The sequence below is a fragment of the Oceanobacillus rekensis genome (assembly GCF_002153375.1).
In the GTDB taxonomy this organism is placed as follows: Bacteria; Bacillota; Bacilli; order Bacillales; family Amphibacillaceae; genus Oceanobacillus; species Oceanobacillus rekensis.
The window spans coordinates 337,832-357,564 of the sequence record NZ_MTBQ01000001.1; the positions used below are offsets into that span (position 1 = coordinate 337,832).

General features: G+C 37.8%; 17 protein-coding genes, 1 other RNA gene and 2 other annotated features. Of the genes, 3 read left to right on the top strand and 15 right to left on the bottom strand.

Translation table 11 applies throughout. The annotated features are described in order from the left end of the window. Window position 1 precedes the first annotated feature (1 nt). The 11 genes from BV906_RS01815 to cymR form a co-directional block, all read right to left on the bottom strand. Window positions 2-277, bottom strand: a complete 276-nt coding sequence (locus BV906_RS01815; RefSeq protein ID WP_087971759.1) for a DUF1292 domain-containing protein — start codon at window positions 275-277, stop codon at window positions 2-4. A gap of 12 nt (window positions 278-289) precedes the next feature. Continuing rightward, a complete protein-coding gene (gene ruvX, locus BV906_RS01820) occupies window positions 290-703 on the bottom strand; it encodes a Holliday junction resolvase RuvX (protein WP_087971760.1) in 414 nt (137 codons plus the stop codon). Next, complete coding sequence (locus BV906_RS01825) at window positions 700-969, bottom strand: IreB family regulatory phosphoprotein (protein WP_087971761.1); 270 nt, start codon at window positions 967-969, stop codon at window positions 700-702. The genes ruvX and BV906_RS01825 overlap by 4 nt, the downstream gene beginning before the upstream one ends. A gap of 96 nt (window positions 970-1,065) precedes the next feature. Then, the gene (gene alaS, locus BV906_RS01830) at window positions 1,066-3,705 is read right to left on the bottom strand and encodes an alanine--tRNA ligase (protein WP_087971762.1); all 2,640 of its coding nucleotides are present in this window, start codon (window positions 3,703-3,705) and stop codon (window positions 1,066-1,068) included. A 59-nt stretch (window positions 3,706-3,764) separates the two neighbouring features. Then, window positions 3,765-3,973, bottom strand: a binding site (T-box leader). Window positions 3,974-4,014: 41 nt separating this feature from the next. Then, window positions 4,015-5,082: an AI-2E family transporter gene (locus BV906_RS01835; RefSeq protein WP_087971763.1), complete on the bottom strand. Its 1,068-nt coding sequence runs from the start codon at window positions 5,080-5,082 to the stop codon at window positions 4,015-4,017. A 52-nt stretch (window positions 5,083-5,134) separates the two neighbouring features. After that, entirely contained in the window at window positions 5,135-5,323 is a 189-nt protein-coding gene (locus tag BV906_RS01840; RefSeq protein ID WP_087971764.1) for a hypothetical protein, read from the bottom strand. A gap of 306 nt (window positions 5,324-5,629) precedes the next feature. Beyond that, entirely contained in the window at window positions 5,630-7,954 is a 2,325-nt protein-coding gene (gene recD2 / locus BV906_RS01845) for an SF1B family DNA helicase RecD2 (protein WP_425435167.1), read from the bottom strand. Between the two features lie 33 nt (window positions 7,955-7,987). Continuing rightward, window positions 7,988-8,647 carry a tetratricopeptide repeat protein gene (locus BV906_RS01850; RefSeq protein WP_087971766.1) on the bottom strand — a complete coding sequence of 220 codons (660 nt, stop codon included), beginning with the start codon at window positions 8,645-8,647 and terminating at the stop codon, window positions 7,988-7,990. A 130-nt stretch (window positions 8,648-8,777) separates the two neighbouring features. Beyond that, complete coding sequence (gene mnmA, locus BV906_RS01855) at window positions 8,778-9,890, bottom strand: tRNA 2-thiouridine(34) synthase MnmA (RefSeq protein WP_087971767.1); 1,113 nt, start codon at window positions 9,888-9,890, stop codon at window positions 8,778-8,780. Beyond that, a complete protein-coding gene (locus BV906_RS01860) occupies window positions 9,877-11,049 on the bottom strand; it encodes a cysteine desulfurase family protein (protein WP_087971768.1) in 1,173 nt (390 codons plus the stop codon). The genes mnmA and BV906_RS01860 overlap by 14 nt, the downstream gene beginning before the upstream one ends. A gap of 31 nt (window positions 11,050-11,080) precedes the next feature. Further along, window positions 11,081-11,500 carry a cysteine metabolism transcriptional regulator CymR gene (gene cymR / locus BV906_RS01865; protein WP_087971769.1) on the bottom strand — a complete coding sequence of 140 codons (420 nt, stop codon included), beginning with the start codon at window positions 11,498-11,500 and terminating at the stop codon, window positions 11,081-11,083. Window positions 11,501-11,863: 363 nt separating this feature from the next. Between cymR and BV906_RS01870 the strand changes: the two genes are divergently transcribed. Together BV906_RS01870 and BV906_RS01875 are read left to right on the top strand one after the other, a co-directional pair. Continuing rightward, a complete protein-coding gene (locus BV906_RS01870) occupies window positions 11,864-13,141 on the top strand; it encodes a replication-associated recombination protein A (protein ID WP_087971770.1) in 1,278 nt (425 codons plus the stop codon). Between the two features lie 138 nt (window positions 13,142-13,279). Then, window positions 13,280-13,954: an RsfA family transcriptional regulator gene (locus tag BV906_RS01875; protein WP_087971771.1), complete on the top strand. Its 675-nt coding sequence runs from the start codon at window positions 13,280-13,282 to the stop codon at window positions 13,952-13,954. Between the two features lie 62 nt (window positions 13,955-14,016). Here BV906_RS01875 and ssrS read toward each other — a convergent pair. From ssrS to BV906_RS19305, 4 genes are all read right to left on the bottom strand, one after another. Next, window positions 14,017-14,211, bottom strand: a non-coding RNA gene (ssrS, locus tag BV906_RS01880) — 6S RNA. A 73-nt stretch (window positions 14,212-14,284) separates the two neighbouring features. Next, window positions 14,285-16,060 (bottom strand): aspartate--tRNA ligase, encoded by a 1,776-nt coding sequence (gene aspS, locus BV906_RS01885; protein ID WP_087971772.1) that lies wholly within the window; start codon window positions 16,058-16,060, stop codon window positions 14,285-14,287. Beyond that, the gene (hisS, locus tag BV906_RS01890; protein ID WP_087971773.1) at window positions 16,053-17,345 is read right to left on the bottom strand and encodes a histidine--tRNA ligase; all 1,293 of its coding nucleotides are present in this window, start codon (window positions 17,343-17,345) and stop codon (window positions 16,053-16,055) included. The genes aspS and hisS overlap by 8 nt, the downstream gene beginning before the upstream one ends. A 58-nt stretch (window positions 17,346-17,403) precedes the next feature. After that, window positions 17,404-17,622 (bottom strand) — a binding site (T-box leader). 50 nt (window positions 17,623-17,672) lie between these two features. Next, window positions 17,673-17,846, bottom strand: a complete 174-nt coding sequence (locus tag BV906_RS19305; protein WP_176330223.1) for a hypothetical protein — start codon at window positions 17,844-17,846, stop codon at window positions 17,673-17,675. Window positions 17,847-18,631: 785 nt separating this feature from the next. On the opposite strand from BV906_RS19305, the gene BV906_RS01900 reads away from it, so the two are divergent. Then, window positions 18,632-19,687, top strand: a complete 1,056-nt coding sequence (locus BV906_RS01900; RefSeq protein ID WP_087971775.1) for an N-acetylmuramoyl-L-alanine amidase family protein — start codon at window positions 18,632-18,634, stop codon at window positions 19,685-19,687. The last annotated feature ends 46 nt before the right edge of the window (window positions 19,688-19,733 follow it).

Sequence of the window (19,733 nt, forward strand, 5' to 3'; positions counted from 1 at the left end):
CTTATGCTTCTTCGTCTGCTAATGTATTTAACATTTCTTCAACTAGTTCCCATTCTTCATCCGATTCTATTGGAAAAAGTGTGAAATCTTCATTTTCCTGCTCTTCGAAACGAAATGCATAAACTTCTACTTCTTCTTCTTCCGCCTGTTCAGCTGGTACGACTGCGATGTAAGAATTTTCCGTTTCATCAACATCAAAAGTGAACAAGACTTCAAATAAATGCTCGTCACCATTTTCATCTGGTATTATTATTCTTTCTTTTTCCTCCAAAGCCATTCGATCACTCCTTTATTTCTGATTTAAGTATCCTTGCAATATCATGACCGCAGCCATTTTATCAATTACTTTCTTTCTTTTCTTTCTACTCATATCCGCTTCAAGTAATACGCGTTCAGCTGCTACGGTAGTTAGTCGTTCATCCCATAACTCGGTTGGAATACCATGTACTTCTTCAATATGATTGGCATATCTTTCGGAGGCTTCTCCACGTTCTCCAATAGTTCCATTCATATTTTTGGGTAAGCCGACAATAGCTTTTCCAATTTCATGCGTTTTTATGATTTCTTTTAATTCTTCATCGGCAGAATGAATATCACTTTCATTCCAATGGATAGTAGTCAGTCCTTGAGCAGTCCAGCCAAACGCATCACTGACCGCAACCCCGATGGTTTTTGATCCAACATCTAATCCTACAATTTTCATTTATTCTCCTTGTTCTGCTCAATATAAAATTTAACCAACTCTTCAATCACTTCGTCTCTTTCTACTTTCCGAATCAAATTTCTAGCATCATTGTATCTCGGAATATATGCAGGGTCGCCTGACAATAAATAACCCACAATCTGATTAATTGGATTATACCCTTTTTCTTGTAATGATTCATGGACAGTTAAAAGAATTTCTTTAATATCCCGATCAAATGGTTCCTCTGAAAAATTAAACTTCATTGTTTTATCAATTGAACTCATCGTGGCACCTCGTTCCAAGTTTGCGTTCTAGTGACATTTTAACATGTTTACTTCATTTATTATACTTTTTATATGCACTGGTTACAAACAGTGTGGTTATTTTACATTCTCCGTAATATAATTTTTTGCGGATTCCAGGGCATTTTCAATTTTGGAAGGATCTTTCCCACCGGCTTGAGCCATATCTGGACGACCGCCACCGCCGCCTCCACAAATTGTAGCAGCCCGCTTAATTAGGTTCCCAGCATGTAATCCTTTTCCATTTAGGTCTTTTGAAATCCCTGCAGCAAGTTGCACTTTTCCGTTATTTTCTGCAGCAAGCAGTATCACACCTGTCGCCAGCTTTTGTTTCAGCCCATCAACCATATTTCTGAGCTGATTCATATCTTTCACATTGACCTTTTGTGCAAGTAGTGGGACATCATTTACATTTTCTACTTGGTCTAAAATAGATGTTGCCTCCAAATTGGATAATTTTGCGCTCAGTGATTCATTTTCCTTTTGTGAAATCTTCAGCTCTTGTTGTAATCCTTCAATCTTCTCTGGAAGCTGTTCATCCATGGATTTAACTAGTTCTGCAGAAGAACTTAAAATGGAAAGTTTGTTATTTAGGAATTCATAGGCATGCTTACTTGTAACAGCCTCTATTCTTCTCGTACCTGCACCAATACCGCTTTCTGATACGATTTTAAATAAGCCTATTTCCGATGTGGTTGTAACATGACAGCCGCCACATAGTTCCAGACTATAGTCACCAATTTGAACAACACGAACAATGTCACCATATTTTTCCCCAAATAATGCCATTGCACCCATTTCTTTTGCCGCGTCTAGTTTCTTATTGCTTATTATAAGGGAAATAGACTCCCAAACTTTTTCGTTAACAATTTGTTCGATTTCTTTCAATTCCTCACTGGAAACACTGTTGAAATGAGAAAAGTCAAAGCGTAATCGCTCCGGCGTCACTAAGGAACCTGCTTGATTGACATGGTTACCCAATACATCTTTCAATGCCTGGTGAAGTAAGTGTGTTGCAGTATGATTCTTAATAACAAAATTCCGGAAATGTGAATCTATAACAGCTTTAACTTTGTCACCTTGACGAATTTCTCCATCTTTTATTTGGACGCGATGGATATTTTGCCCTTTTGGCGATTTCTGTACATCCAAAACATACGCTGAAGCATTTTCCGTATAGATCCAACCACGGTCTGCTACTTGCCCACCACTCTCAGCATAAAATGGTGTCCTATTCAGATATAGATATACTTCATCATCTTTCACTGCGGAATTAATGACTTCTTTACCACCGATAATTGTTTCAACCAATGCATCTGTTTCCAGTTTGTCATATCCAATAAATTCACTTTTAACATCTATTTCACTTAAAATCGTATCTTGAACCTGCATGGAATCCACTTTTTGTCTTGCATTCCTAGCACGTTCACGCTGTTTATTCATTTCGCGGTTGTAACCCTCTTTATCTATCGTAAAACCTTGTTCTTCTACATATTCTGCCGTCAATTCTTTTGGAAAACCATACGTATCATATAGACGGAACACTTCTTCCCCAGGTATAACTGTATTTCCATTTCCTTTTTCCTGCTCCATAACTGTGGTTAATATATCTAGACCGTCATTCAATGTTTCATGGAAACGTTCTTCTTCTACCTTAATAATATTGATAATAAATTCACGTTGATTTAAAACTTCCGGATAGAATTCTTTCATAATCTCTCCGACGGTATCTACAAGTTCAAACATAAATGGCTTTTCAATACCGATTTCTTTTGCGAAGCGGACAGCTCTCCTTACGAGTCTGCGTAACACATAACCTCGTCCTTCATTGGATGGTACAGCGCCATCCCCAATTGCAAAGCTGACGGTTCTAATATGATCTGCAATAACTTTAAATGCTGTATCACCTGATGTAGTTTTCCCGTACGTCGTGTTCGCAATTTCTTCCGTTTTTCGGATGATTGGCATAAACAAGTCCGTTTCAAAATTAGTTGGTACTTCCTGTATGATTGATGTCAGGCGTTCAAGTCCCATACCTGTATCAATGTTTTTCTTTGGAAGCGGTGTATATGTATCATCTGGATTATGGTTAAATTGGGAAAATACGAGATTCCATACTTCCAGATAGCGGCTGTTTTCTCCTCCTGGGTAAAGCTCCGGATCAAATGGATCATTCCCATATGCTTCACCACGGTCATAAAATATTTCCGTGTTTGGTCCACTTGGTCCCTCACCAATATCCCAGAAATTTTCTTCCAATCGAATAATTCGCTCTTTAGGTAACTTAATATCATTCAGCCAAATATCATATGCTTCGTCATCTTCGGGATGGACAGTGACAGATAATTTTTCCTGATCGAAGCCAACCCACTTTTCACTTGTCAAGAACTCCCAGGCCCAGTCAATTGCCTCTTTTTTAAAATAATCCCCAATGGAAAAGTTCCCAAGCATTTCAAAAAAAGTATGGTGACGTGCTGTAAAACCTACATTTTCAATATCATTCGTACGAATTGCCTTTTGGGCATTGACGATACGTGGGTTATCAGGGATAACCCGACCATCAAAGTATTTCTTCAATGTGGCAACACCACTGTTAATCCACAACAATGTTGGATCATCTTTCGGTACGAGTGATGCGCTGGGTTCCAAACGATGCCCTTTTTCCTTATAGAAGTCGATAAACATTTGCCTGATTTCTGCTGAACTTAATTGTTTCATCTAATATTCCTCCAGTAAACGTCCTTATAAAAAATAAAAAAATCCCCTCTCTGCAATATTGCAGGGACGAGATATATTCGCGGTACCACCCTAATTATGAATGAAAATAGTCATTCATCACTTTATCATCGTAACGGTATGAGACCGACGGGATTTAACCGTACTCCGGTTTAGCTTTCCATGAATCTGTGTTGGAATTTCTCTCAGCCTAGGAAATCCCTCTCTTCGAACCAGTATTTCATGTACTTATAACCTTCAATGTGTTTAATTATGATGTTAGCGATATTATATGAAATTTTTTCACCATTGTCAATCATATGTATGTAATGCCAGTAATTGACCGATTATTACTTTCGAGATAGTAAGAACAGGGACTGCCAAAATCATTCCCCAGATTCCAAATAGCTGACTACCAAGCAATAATACAAAGATGATGGCAACAGGGTGTATTTTTATACTCTTTCCCATAATATATGGCGATAATAGATTCCCTTCAATAATCTGTATCACAAACAGAGCTAGAATGACAAAAAAAACCTTGTTCCCTGCCGTTGTATAAGCAATCGTCACAGCTGGTATCGCACCTATAATCGGACCAAAATAAGGTATAATATTGGTGATCCCCATAACAATAGCAAGTAATAAGGCGTATTTAATGTTTAGTAGCTTAAAAATAATTAATGATGTTAGGCTGACAAACAAGCTGACAATCAATTGACCTCGAATATATCCACCTAGACCTTTATCGACTTCGACCATCAAATTACTCACATTACCCCTGTATTTATAAGGGATAAATTTAATACCAAACGACCTTATCTTCGTATAGTCCTTAATAAAATAAAATACAAGTACTGGTATTACTGAAATGATGAAAATCATGTCCACAATTTTAGCAAAGCCTGCAACAAGTTTAGCAATCAGTCGATCCAATGATGTTTCAAGTGATAGGATAACCTCATCTATCTTATCGTGGACAGTCTCTGGTAAAAAGGAAGTATATTCGTACAACTGAAAAATTAATTTCTCATACATCGTAATAAATTGTGGGAGATTTTCATTTAAATCGCCCAACTGGTGGATAATTAATGGGTATCCACGATAAAATAAATAGCCTGCTCCACCAAAGAAAATAAGATAAATTAAAAGAATTGCTAAACCTCTATTTATATTCATACTATAAATCTTCTCTACCAAGGGATACAGTAAATAAGCTATTAAAGCCGAAATAATGAAAGGAATCAATAATCTCCATATAAATGAAAAGAAAACTCCATAATACGGAATTGTTTTCACAAATAAATAGGAAAATATAAATAAGATGATGCCAATCAGTAACCAATATAATATTGTAAACCGCTTTTTATCATCAAACATAAAGAGACACTCCTCAGCAAATTAGTATAATACATGTCTTAGCTGGGAGTACTCATGGAAGTTGCCTCTCTTCTTCTGTAAACAGATCATCCAATGAACTCAGACTTCCATCCGATTCAATTTGATGTACCATTAATTCCTTACCGGATATTGTCATTTCAATACAGCAAGTCCAACAAAAATAATCCTGTGTACCTATTTTACCTATATCTTTTCCATTACAATTCGGACAACGTAGCATAGTCAAACCCCTTTTCGCAGTTGTTCAAAAAGGAGGGTGAAAAGGACCGAGAAGTTCGAGGCAGCGAGCCTTCTGCACCGAATTTGCTTCAACGCTTTCTTGCACCGAGGAACCCGCTTCTCCGAATATGCTTGTAGATGGAGGTGCAGAATTCTATTCAACGTATGCAATTAATACGTGAGAAACGGAAAACCAAGCATTCGTGCGAAATTCGCCGTGTCATTTTTGCCGGGCCTTTTGAACATTCCTTTTTCGTATAATACGCTACTATGCTTGCCCAAATTGTATCAATATATACATGAAAATTTACATAAAATCATATGGAGAGATTTCTTGATCTTCTATTTCCTCTATTTTTTCCATTTCCGTCTTCGGTATGTCCTGAATCCTTTCAGTTAACTGCTCTTTTAATGACGTGTATCTTTTGTTTGTATCTTTTGTCTGGATACCCCGCAAAAATGCTTTTCTTTCCCCGCAAATAATTAATGACTCTTTACTTCTAGTAATTGCTGTATACAAAAGGTTTTTACGCAGCATGCGATTATAAGCTGATACAACTGGTAAAATAACAATCGGAAATTCGCTGCCCTGCGACTTATGAATGGAGATGCAATAGGCATGCATAAAATTGACATAATCTTTTCTTATGTAAACAACTTCTCTATCTTCAAATGTAATTACTATTTGCTCGACATTTTCCTTATTTTCATCTTCTTTGAAAATTGCTGCGATTTCACCAATATCTCCATTATAAACTCCCTCTTCAGGTTGATTGACAAGCTGGATCACTTTATCTCCGACACGATAGACGACATCATTAAAATGAATTTCTCTTTTTCTTTTCGTCTTCGGATTAATAATCTGCTGCAATTCTTTATTAATCATAGTTATCCCGGCCTGTGTTCTATACATCGGGGCTAACACTTGGATATCTTTGGGATCTAACCCTTTATCTAGTGCCTTTTTATAGATAGAAGTAATTACTTGGATCATATGATGTTCAAAACAAGAAATAAAGCTGAAGTCCTGATCATTTATTAACGATTCATCTGTACATGTATCGTTCTTAATTTCATGTGCAAGCTGGATAATCTTAGACCCTTCTTTTTGCCGATAAACTTCACTCAAACTTACGAGTGGTAGGAAATTACTTTTTAGTAGATCTGATAATACCTGACCAGGGCCAACAGATGGTAATTGATCTTCATCTCCCACAAGCAGAACCTGCATATGATCAGGAATCGCTTTAAATAGACTATTTGCCAACCAGATATCAACCATTGAAAATTCATCTACAATTAGAAACTTTCCAGAAAGTTGCTCTTGTTCGTCTTTGTCAAAACCATTACTGCCATTCCATCCAAGTAGTCTATGTATCGTTACAGCTGGAAGTCCAGTAGATTCATTTAATCGTTTTGCAGCACGACCAGTCGGTGCTGTTAGTATAAATGGATAATCCGATTTGCTTTCATAATCTTTAGGGTCAAGCGAGATCTGATGTATTGCTGCAAAGGCTTTGAGGATTCCTTTTATGACCGTGGTCTTCCCTGTACCCGGTCCGCCTGTTAAGATCATAATTTTGGAATGTAAGGATTGATTAATGGCAGTAAATTGCTCCTTACCATAGCTCAATATTTCTGCTTCTTCGATTTCTCCCGTTATTTTCAACATTTCCGCCAACGATGTTTCTTCTTCCATTTGGTTGTTGATGATTCGTTTCAGATTGGATGCAAAACCATCCTCTGCATAATAAAGGCTGGGAAGATAAAGATTTCCCTCATGAATAATCAATTTTTTCTCCGTATTTAATTCCTCCAGCCTATCTGTAATGATTGATAGTTCAGCTGGATGAATAGAAAGCAGTCCCATTACCTGATCAACACAAAAGTCCAATGGTAAATAGACATGTCCTTCTTGGATACTTTTCTGAAGTGTATAAATACACCCTGCACCAATTCGATTCGGGTGTGTCAACGATAATCCATTTTTACCTGCAATCTCATCGGCCGTTTGGAATCCAAAGCCTTCGATATCAAAAACATATTGGTATGGATCTGTTTCAAGAAGTTCAAGTGCATCCTCTTTGTATTTTTGGTAGATATTCTGGGCCATTTTAAGTCCAATTCCATAGTTAGAAAGGTAGACAGCGATATGTTCGAAGCCCTGATTCTCTTTAAGACTTGTTGTCAATCGTTCGGCAGTTTCCTTTTTTAATCCAGGAATATCATTTAATACGCCTGCATCATTTAGAATCTTTGATATGGCTGTTTCACCAAGATGACCTATAATACGTTCTGCAGTCTTCTCACCAATTCCATAAAAAAGATCACTTGATAAATAGGAAACCAGCCCATCTTTTGTATCAGGGATGAGGGTTTTATAGGAAGAAACTTTATATTGTAATCCAAATCGTACATGCCTCTCAAATTCTCCGTAAAAATAGTAGGTTGTCTGTTTCTGGAGATTGGAAAAATAGCCTTTCGCAACAATCTCTTTTTCTTTGAAGTCCTCATTTGTCTCCTCTACACTGATTTTCACAATCGAGAAATGCTCTGCTTCATTATGAAAAATAGTATTTACTAGCTGACCTTTGATATATCCCTTTTCTTCATTTGATTGTTGTTGATCCATTTCCATTCCAAACAACCTCACTATCTATTACTATTATTCGTTTAATAATTGTTCTATATTTTTCTTACCATTTGCCGCAAGTAAATGTTCTGGCTGGATGCGAAGCGCCTCATTAAAATGGCTTAATGCAGCTTCCACATTTTCATTGAATAAGGACAAAACACCCAGATTATAATGGGCATCACTATGTTCCTGATTCATTTTGAGAACCCGATGGAAAATACTTTCTGCGTCCTTTAAGTTATTGTTTTGTGCTAAGGTTAGCCCATATTGAAATAGGATCTCTTCATCCTCCGGGGCAAGTTCCGTCGCTCTTAATAAATATGGCAATGCGAATTTAAACTGTTCCTGATTTTGTAATGTTAATCCGAGCATAAAGTATACATCACTTTCTTCGAGTCCAAGTTCAATTGCCTTTTTGAAATTCACTTGTGCTTTCGGGTATAGTGATTGCTCGAAGTAAAGGTTTCCTAAGCCATAATAGGCTGTTGCTGCTTGTGCATCCAATCGAATCGCTTTTTCAAAAAAACGAGCAGCACGGTCATTTTCATTCAGTTGTACTAACAGATTACCAAAGTTGATATAGCCCAGTGGTTCTTCAGGCTGTTCCTCAATGACCTCATTAAATAACCTGGCTGCTTCTTCATAGTTCTGTTCCTTCATGTAGTTAATTGCCTGTGTATTTTTATCCATCATGTAACTCCTTACTTAGAGGTTGTTCAAAAAGTCGGGTAAAAAGTCACATCGGATTTCGCACGAATGATTGCTTTTCCGTTTACCACGACCTCGGTCCTTTTTACCATCCATTTTGAACTCATGCTACTTAACCAACATAATCAAGTATTTGATTGTTTTTTATAATTTCATCGATGGTGCCACCACCAAGACAAACATCCCCATCGTAAAAGACAACAGCTTGTCCTGGTGTAACTGCCCGCTCACTTTCAGCAAATTCAACAAAGACTTTCCCATCATCTTGAAGTTGGACGGTAACATTACTATCCTTTTGACGGTAGCGGAACTTCGCTGTACATGTGAATGTTTCTGTAATAATATCTTCGTTAATCCAATTAATATCTGTTGCAATCAATGCGTCGGAATACAATTTATCATTGCTGTAGCCTTGTTCTACATATAAGATATTTTCTTTGAGATTTTTACCGATGACAAACCATGGATCGCCTGCCCCGCCTATTCCAAGGCCTTGACGCTGACCTAATGTATAGTACATCAAACCATCATGTTTTCCTTTAACTAAACCATCCATAGTTTGCATGGTACCAGGCTGTGCTGGTAAGTATTCACTAAGGAATTCCTTGAAATTACGTTCACCAATAAAACAGATTCCTGTTGAATCTTTTTTATCTGCTGTCACCAAACCATGATCCTTAGCAATTTTTCTTACTTCTGATTTAGGCAAATGCCCTAATGGAAACATAACCTGTTTCAAAACGTCTGAAGAAAGTTGATTGAGGAAGTATGTTTGGTCTTTGTTATCGTCTGCACCCCGAAGCATTTCCACACGGCCATCCACTTCCCTTACTTGTGCATAATGCCCTGTAGCAAGATAATCTGCACCTAGAGACATGGCATGGTCAAGAAATGCTTTGAACTTAATTTCTTTATTGCACATCACATCCGGATTTGGTGTACGCCCAGCTTTGTATTCATCAAGGAAATAGGTAAATACTTTATCCCAATATTGTTTTTCAAAATTAACGGAGTAATATGGAATATCCAATTGATTACAGACACGTACAACATCATCAAAATCTTCTGTTGCCGTACAGACACCAAATTCGTCCGTATCATCCCAATTTTTCATAAAGATACCGACCACATCATAGCCCTGTTCTTTAAGAAGCAAGGCAGTTACTGAAGAATCGACACCACCGCTCATTCCTACTACTACGCGAGTATCTTTATTGTTTTTCATTATTTTCACTTTCCTTTATCCGATTTAATCGTTTTACAACCCTTGCAATTCGGCCGGCTGCTTCTTTAACATTTTCCTCCGTATTGGAAATCCCAAAACTAAACCGAATTGAATTTGTTGTACATGGATGACCTTCTCCGTAAATGGCTGTCAATACATGGGATGGTTCTACACTTCCTGCTGTACAGGCACTGCCACTTGATGCAGCAATTCCATCCAGATCAAAGTTTGTTAACAATGCTTCCACGTTTGCACCTGGAAAGCTAATATTAATAATGGAGGAAATGGTAGCATCCATATCACCATTTACTTCAAAAGTTATATCATTTTGTCTCAATTCATTCACAAATAATTCTTTGTATGTTTGATACTGATTTATTCTTGTTTCCTTATTAGCCATTGCCAATTGTACAGCTTTTTGAAATCCTGCCGCCCCAGCAATATTTTCTGTTCCTGGACGTCGCTTTCTTTCCTGTTCTCCACCATATTGTAAAGGATTAATTTTGACATTTTCGTTTACGTATAAAAACCCAATACCCTTTGGCCCATTAATCTTATGGGAAGACACTGTCAACATATCAATACCCAATTCGTTAACATCGATATCCATGAGTCCAAATGCTTGTACTGCATCTGTATGGAAATATGCTTGGTAACCCTTTACTAGTTTACCGATTTCTTTGATAGGCTGAATAATGCCAGTTTCATTATTAACATACATTACGGACACGAGAATCGTATCATCCGTTAATGCCTCTTTCAAATCTTCAATAGCTATTGTTCCATTCTCGTATACTGGAAGATATGTCACACGGAATCCTTGTTTCTCTAATGCTTCAGCAGTATAAAGTGCGGCGTGATGTTCCTGAGCAGTGGTGATAATATGATTTCCTTTATCCCGATTGGCTAAAGCTGTTCCAAGAAGAGCTAAATTATCCGCCTCTGTTCCTCCACTTGTGAAGATAATTTCTTTTTCATTTGCATGAATACTCTCAGCCATCACATGTCGTGCCACATCGAGAACCTGACGTGCTTTTCTGCCGAATGAATGTACACTTGATGGATTTCCAAAAACCTCATTAAGAACAGGAAGCATTGCTTGAACAACTTCCTCAGCCATTGGAGTTGTTGCTGCATGATCCATATAGATTGGTTCCATAATACATTTCCTTTCTACTTACAATTGGATTCTAAATATAAAACATATAGGCATCTTGCACTTCATTATTGTCATGATTCGCCAAATCATCCAATGTCGTTTTATCTAGAACTCCCTTTACAGCATCCCGAATCCGCAGCCATAATGCCTGTTGGGCAGGCTTTTCTTCTTCAATACCTTCCACAATGGTAAGTGGTCCTTCCAGCACACGGATAATGTCTCCTGCAGTTATTTCCTTTGGTTCCCTGGATAATTTATATCCACCGTAAGCACCACGGATACTTTTAATTAAACCTGCATTTCGAAGTGGTGAAGCTAGTTGCTCTAAATAATGCTCTGATAAATCATTTTCCTTGGCAATTGACTTTAAAGAAACTGGTCCTTCTCCATACTTCCTTGCCAATTCAATCATAATTGTTAATCCATATCTTCCTTTTGTAGAAATTTTCATATATAAACTCCTCTATATTATTTCATCATCCAAAATTCTATAATAAATGCTATTATAGCATGAATAGTATGCCCCTTGCATTTAAGCCGAATCAGGATTAAGCTTTTAAAGTACGCGTTTAAAAAGGAGGATATAAAAGACCGAGAAGTTCGAGGCGGCGAAAGCTCCCGGTATCGGAACGTATGCAATTAATACGTGAGAAATGGGCTTGCACAGGCTGTGTTGACTTCTACGTTGCCCACAGGACGTGGGCGTTCTTAGTAAAAGTTCCGCTATCGCCAACTAGAAACATCGATGTATCATTTTTACCGGACTTTTTGAACATCCTCTTAAATGTAATATTATATATAAAGGAAGTTATAAATGAAACAAAAACCTCTTGCATTTCGAATGCGACCAGAACAAATAGAAGACATTATCGGTCAGGAACATCTGGTCGGTGATGGGAAAATAATTAATCGGATGGTAAACGCCAAGAGACTTTCTTCCATGATTCTTTTTGGACCACCCGGCACAGGAAAAACTTCGATGGCTTACGCACTTGGAAAAAGTGTCGGCCTCCCAGTTAAAAAGTTGAATGCAGTAGCAGACAAAAAGAAAGATATGGAAATCGTTGTAGAAGAAGCAAAAATGATGGGACAAGTGCTTTTAATATTGGATGAAGTCCATCGTCTTGATAAGGCGAAACAGGATTTTCTTCTCCCCCATCTGGAAAGCAACCTCGTAACATTAATCGGCTGTACGACAAGCAATCCATATCATTCCATTAACCCAGCAATTCGGAGCAGATGTCACTTATTTGAATTACATACTTTAACACCTGAAAATGTAAAAACGGCAATTATACGCGCTATAAATGATATGGATCACGGCTATGGCACTATCGATGTCGTATTATCTGATGATGCACTTGAGCATCTAGCCAATTCAGCAAACGGTGACCTCCGCTCTGCTTTAAATGGGTTAGAGCTGGCGGTTTCTTCCACACCGAAAAATGTAAGTAATCAGATTATTATTAATTTAACTATTGCTGAAGAGTGCATGCAAAAGAAAAGTTTTTCTCATGATAAAAACGGTGATGCACATTATGATGTCCTTTCCGCTTTTCAAAAGTCAATTCGTGGCAGTGATGTCGATGCAGCACTTCATTATTTAGGTAGATTAATTGAGGCTGGAGATTTAGATAGTATTGCAAGGCGTATGATTGTCATTGCCTATGAAGATATTGGCCTTGCTAATCCACAGGCAGGACCTCGTGCAGTAGCTGCAGTACAGGCCGCCGAAAGACTTGGATTTCCCGAAGCACGTATCCCGTTATCTGTCGCAATCGTTGAACTTGCACTATCACCTAAATCAAACACTGCCTACAAAGCGCTTGACTCTGCATTAGCTGACATTAGAAGCGGCAAAAGTGGTGAGATTCCAGCACACTTAAAAGATTCCCATTATCAAGGTGCAACAAAATTAGGGCGAGGAGTCGAATACAAATATCCACATAATTATGACGGTGCATGGGTAAGTCAACAATACTTGCCTGATTCTATCAAAAACAAAAACTACTACAAACCAAAGAACAGCGCTAAGTTTGAACAAGCTTTAAAACAAGTTTACGATAAAATAAAGCGAGATAAGAAGAATTAACGTATAAAACCTTCTTCATGGGGCAACAATAAACGTAAAAGTTACAATCTATTGTTGTTTGTTACTAGTGTATGTTCCAAAAAAATATTTCAATTCGTATTTGGATCATGCACTACTATGAAAAAGGAGTTGAATATATTGGTAAAAGTTAGACAGGATGCCTGGTCCCATGAAGATGATTTACTGCTTGCAGAAACTGTGTTGCGTCATATTCGAATAGGTAGTACCCAATTGAATGCTTTTGATGAAGTCGGTGATAAATTGAACCGAACCTCTGCTGCCTGCGGATTTCGCTGGAATGCAGAAGTAAGGACAAAATATGACAGTGCTATTGATCTCGCTAAAAGACAGAGAAAAGAGAAGAAAAGAGCTATGAATTCGACAATGAAGAAAACAAGGGTCCCAGCACTCTCGCTTCCACCAGCATTTGAAGAAAATAAAGCTGAAGATGAAGAAGTTAATAATTTCGTCATGGCGGAACCTGAACCTCCGACTATAAATCTTGATATGGTCATTCAATATTTAAGAGAATTAAAAAAAGACTATCATGCTTCCAATCAATCAAAATCAACCTTGGAAATTGTTGAAAAAGAGAAAAGCCTGTTGCAAGCAAAAGTGACAGAACTTGAAAAGCAACTTTCTAATACAGAAAAACAGATGGTTTCCATTCAGGAAGATTACCAGGCATTTATTCAGATCATGGATCGTGCAAGAAAGATGACGGTTCTCCAAGATAAAGGCAGCCAGCCATCTCCAGCATTTCGAATGGATAAAAATGGGAATTTGGAACAACTTGCCCAAGGTTCTAATTAATAATATGGAACAAAAAGAAGAGGTGTATCATTTGATACACCTCTTCTTTTCGTATGTATTAACTTAATCCCGATTGTGCCGTCCTATATCAAAGCTTTGATCCCGCTTGAAGCAGGTGGGTGCCCTATTTTACATATATTGTGCTTCCATTAATTCCTAAGAATACAGGCATGCACGCACCATAAAAAATAATCAGGCTCCCAAATTTATGGTTGTTCGGTCAAAATACTTTTCCTAGACGAACACATCAGGATTAAGCAATTAACTATTGATTTGTAAATTTATATTAACATAGATAGTTAATATTTTCAATACTTAAAATTTTATATTTTATTTTTCTGATTTTTCTTTAGCAAGGGCTATTGAAAGTTCACCCAATTGTGCTTTGCTCACTTCGCTCGGGGCTTCCGTCAATAAATCGGATGCCGAAGCTGTTTTTGGAAATAAAATAGTATCCCTTAGGTTTGTTCTTCCTGCAAGCAGCATAATAATTCGGTCCAGCCCCAGAGCAATCCCACCGTGTGGAGGTGTACCGTATTCTAATGCATCCAAAAGAAATCCAAATTGCTCCTTAGCTTCTTCTTCACTAAATCCTAATACTTTAAACATATGATCCTGTTGTTCTTTTTGATAAATTCGGATAGAACCTCCACCAAGTTCATAACCATTTAGAACTAGATCATAAGCATTTGCTCGGACACTTGCCGGGTCACTTTCTAATCTTCCCATATCTTCCTCAACAGGAGATGTGAACGGATGATGTGCGGCAAAATATCTGCCAAGCTCTTCATCGTACTCTAGCAATGGCCAGTCTGTTACCCATAAGAAGTTAAATTTGGATTCATCGATAAGTTCCAATTGTTTACCAAGATTTAAACGCAAAGCACCTAAACTGTCGTAAACAACGGATGTTTTATCTGCTACAAATAGCAGCAAATCCCCATCTGTAGCATTTGCTTTATTCGATAAATTGGCCTTTTCTTCGTCTGTAAGAAATTTGGCAATTGGGCCTTTCAATTCGTCCCCTTCAACTTTCAACCATGCCAGTCCTTTTGCACCATAAACTTTTACATAATCAGTTAATTTATCAATATCTTTACGGGAGAAATTAGTTGCTTCCCCTTTTACATTCAATAAAGCAACTTTTCCACCAGATTCAATTGCACCTTTAAATACTTTGAAAGTCGAATTTTCTAAGATACCTGACACATGAATTAATTCTAGTCCAAATCTCGTATCCGGTTTATCTGAGCCAAAACGCTCCATTGCTTCATCATATGGCATTCGCAGTAATGGCAGCTCAATATCTATATCTTTAACTTCCTTGACAACCTGCTGCATCATCTGTTCTGTCATTTCCATAATTTCATCACTCGTTAAGAATGACGTTTCAATATCAACCTGAGTGAATTCCGGCTGCCGATCAGCACGAAGATCTTCATCACGGAAACATCTTGCAATTTGATAATATTTTTCAAAACCACTCATCATAATCAACTGTTTAAAAAGTTGTGGTGACTGTGGTAAAGCGTAAAATTCACCAGGATGAACTCGGCTTGGAACCAGATAATCCCGGGCTCCTTCAGGTGTGCTCTTTGTCAATATCGGGGTTTCCATTTCTAAAAAATCATTATCGTTAAGATAATTACGAATAGCTTGTGTGGTCCGATGACGTAATTTAAACGTTTCCTGCAAAGGACTTCTTCTTAAATCAAGGTAACGATACTTCAGTCTCACGTCTTCAGACACATCTGTTTCATCTTGAATCGTAAAGGGAGGTGTCTTTGCCTTGTTTAATATCTTAATGGAAGTCGCAATCACTTCAATCGTACCCGTCTTCATAATTGGGTTTACGGTTGTTTCATCTCGCGCAACTACCTCTCCACTGATTTCCACAACATATTCGGAGCGAATTTTTTCAGCAGTTTCCAGTGCCTCTTGGGAATGGTCAGGATTAAATACAACTTGTACAATACCTGATTTGTCTCGCAAATCAATAAAAATTAAACCACCTAGATCACGTCTTCTTTGGACCCATCCTTTTAGAAGAATTGCTTTCCCTATCACTTCTTCCGATAATTTACCAGCCATTACGCGTTCACTCATGTCCCTTACCTCCAAGAAGTTTTTGCTTTACTATTTCAACAATATTTTTTAACGGTACTTCCACTTGTTCGCCGGATTCCATTTCTTTCACATTAACGATTTCACTTTCCAATTCTTCTTCTCCAATAACGAGCACATATTTAGAATTATTACGATTGGCGGCTTTAAACTGACCTTTCATTTTGCGTTCCAGATAGTCTTTATCAACTTGAATACCGTTTATCCGTAATTGATGTACAAGCTTTGTTGCTACTTTATTCACTTGATCCGACCCTGTTGCAACAACAAAGCAATCCAAACTGTCATCTAGTGGTATTTCAATATTCTCAGCATCTAAGGCCATAAGCAGGCGTTCAAATCCCATTCCAAAGCCAATTCCAGGTGTATTTGGCCCGCCAAGCTCTTCAATCAATCCATTGTAACGACCACCACCAGCAAGTGTTGTAATTGCTCCAAAACCAGGTGCCTCACTCATAATCTCAAATGCAGTATGATTGTAATAATCCAATCCTCTCACAAGGTTAGCGTCAACAACATAATCGATATCCATTAAAGTCAGGTATTCCTGAACCTTTTCAAAATATAATCTTGATTCCTCATTTAAATATTCTAGAATCGATGGTGCTGTTTTCATTGCTGGGTGATCACGATCTGTTTTGCAATCCAGCACACGAAGTGGATTGTGCGATAATCTTGTTTGACAATCATTACAAAGTTCCTCTTTATGTGGTTCAAAATGTTTTACAAGTGCTTCCCTATGATTGTTTCGACTTTCTTTGTCACCAAGGGAATTTATCACTAATTTTAATGATTTCAAACCTAATTCTTTATACGTGGTCATCGCAAGATCAATAACTTCTGCGTCTACAGCTGGGTCTGCACTGCCTAGAACTTCTACGCCAAATTGATTTAATTGGCGCATTCTCCCTTTTTGGGGACGTTCATAACGAAACATTTGCGCAAAATAATAAAGTTTAACCGGTTGATCTGGGTCTCCAAATAATTTATTTTCTACAAAAGCCCTCGCAACAGATGCGGTTCCCTCAGGTCTCAATGTTAGGCTCCTTCCGCCCCTGTCCTCAAAGGTATACATCTCCTTTTGTACGATATCGGTAGAATCTCCAACACCACGTTGAAAAACTTCGGTATGTTCAAATAATGGCGTACGAATTTCTTTAAAATGAAATCTGTTGCAAACATTTTTAATTTTGTTTTCGGCATACTGCCATTTTGCTGCATCTTTAGGTAAAATATCCACTGTACCTCTTGGTGCTTTCATACTCATCTTAAGAACCCCCAATTTCTAAATTAAAATAAAAAAATCCCGTCCCTTATATGTTTATATAAGGGACGGGACTCACCCGCGTTGCCACCCTAGTTGATGCCAAATAGCAGCATCCGCTCTTCACAGTTAACGCCTGCAAAACGTTCATACCTACTCTATTTCGATATAAATCCTCGGGAACGTCTTTCATCAGGCCAGCAGGGAAAATGTTTTCAGCCAGTGACATCTTCTCTCTATGCAGGTGGTACCTAATTACTTTTTCCTTCATCGGTAAGTTTATTTTAATTTGTTGAATGACTATAATATTAATGTTAACAACTTATATTGTCAAGAACGATTCAGTTTTTTCTTTAACATTTTAACTTCGCCTATAGAAATACCTAGTTCACTAGCAATTTCCATATGTGTCCCCTGCCCTTCAAGCTGTACAAAATGATGAAGATCGGCAGATAAAATATCCTTCTGATCATTTGCATTCATTTGCTTATCATTCATTCTCACTAAAACCCCTCCTCTTCTAATAAAGATATCGATTGAAATGCACTTTGATTAATGTTTACAGACTGTATTCTGTATTTATCCGTCTCACCCAAAAGAATTATTGCTTTAATAGCATCGCGAAGTTGAGATAAACTCCGAACTAAAATAAGTAACTTCGGCGACTGCTCTGGGAAATATACTACGCGCATCCTAAGGCGGCTGGTGAGCCCCTTCATGCTGGCGCATTTCAGGGTCTCACCTATGCCTTTCTTCCCGTAGGAGTCTATGTATATTTCCCAGAGCTGGTTAGTAGGTTGTAGACAATTAACTGCTTAGGGATTAGAATAAAAATCGTATCAGAACTTCACTAGTCCGGCATCGCTGTGGGCGGTGACTCCTCGAAAATACAGGGAAATTTTCTAACGAAGATATATAAAAGCTGCCGTAGCCTTCCTTGGCTTGTGGGAAGCACTTGTCCGAAGACCCCGCAGATTGGTTTTCTCCAGAGGGCTTGAGGCTTCGCCCTAAGGTGCGCATCCGCCTTGAGCGATCCCGGACGGCGGGAAAAGGACAAATTTATAGTAATCAACCAGCAGTTACTTCGCAGTTTATAGAAATTGTAGCAAACAACGTTTTTTTGGTGAGATGAACAGTGTAGTCTCAATTTATTTTGTTGAGATAAGTGACTGCAGTTCCATTTCTAAAAAAAGCTCTTCAAATTTTTGATCGTCCTCTTACAGTTTTGCCTTAAAGGGGAAATTTTATTATACTAAAAGGTACATATATAAATTTAGGGAGGTATATTTTTGCATTCGAGAAAACTAATGACGGTATTATTTACAGCAATTATCTTCCTTTGTACTACAGGAGTAGAAATTGTTTATGCTGATGAAGCTATCATTGAGGGATCTAATCTCAATATTAGAAGTGGTCCTGGAACCGATTATGAAAGTGTTGGCATGGCTGATACTGGGGAGTCTTACTCTATTGTTCAGCAAAAGAATGGTTGGGTGGAAATTGAATTGCAAAGTGGGTCTGGTTGGGTTGCAGAGGAATTTGTTAATATAACAGAATCATCTACTGGGAATGAAGAAACAAAGACAGAATCCAATGTAAGTTCAATTACAATACCATATGAGAATACACAGGTAAGAGAAGGACCTTCTACAGACTATGATATTATTCAATTTGCTGAAAAAGGAACCGAATATGATGTCATGTCTCAAAGTGGTGACTGGTATGAAGTAACTGTTAACGATCGTACAGGCTACATACTAAAGGATCTCGTTACGGCTCCGAAAGAAGCCAACAATAAAAATGTGTTCAAAAATAAAACAATTATTATCGATGCGGGGCATGGTGGTAGAGATGTAGGTGCAATTGGTTCTACAGATACCTATGAAAAGAGCTTTGCATATCTAACCGCACACGAACTCGAGCAGGAACTCCAATATCTTGGTGCTAATGTTCTACTTACGAGGGAACAAGACGAGTTTATTTCATTATCTAGTCGGTCTACATACTCCAATTTTAACGATACAGACGCATTTATTAGTATCCATTATAATAGCGTACCTGAACTACCTAATGTCTCTGGTATCGAATCATTTTATTATGCAGATCAAAATAAGAATTTGGCTAAATATATTCAGCAAGGAATCATTAAAGAAACAGATGAGTCTGATCGCGGAATAGCAATGGGAGACTTCCAAGTTCTAAGAACAAATTTAAAACCATCTGTCCTCCTCGAACTTGGTTTTATATCAAATCCGGAGAAGGAAGCATTGCTCCAAACAAATGCCTATCAGAAGAAACTCGTTGCTGGTATTGTAGAAGGACTTAGGAAATATTTCAATGAATAAACAAATTTTGGAGACAAAAACAGGGATGTCTTTCATGACCATCCCT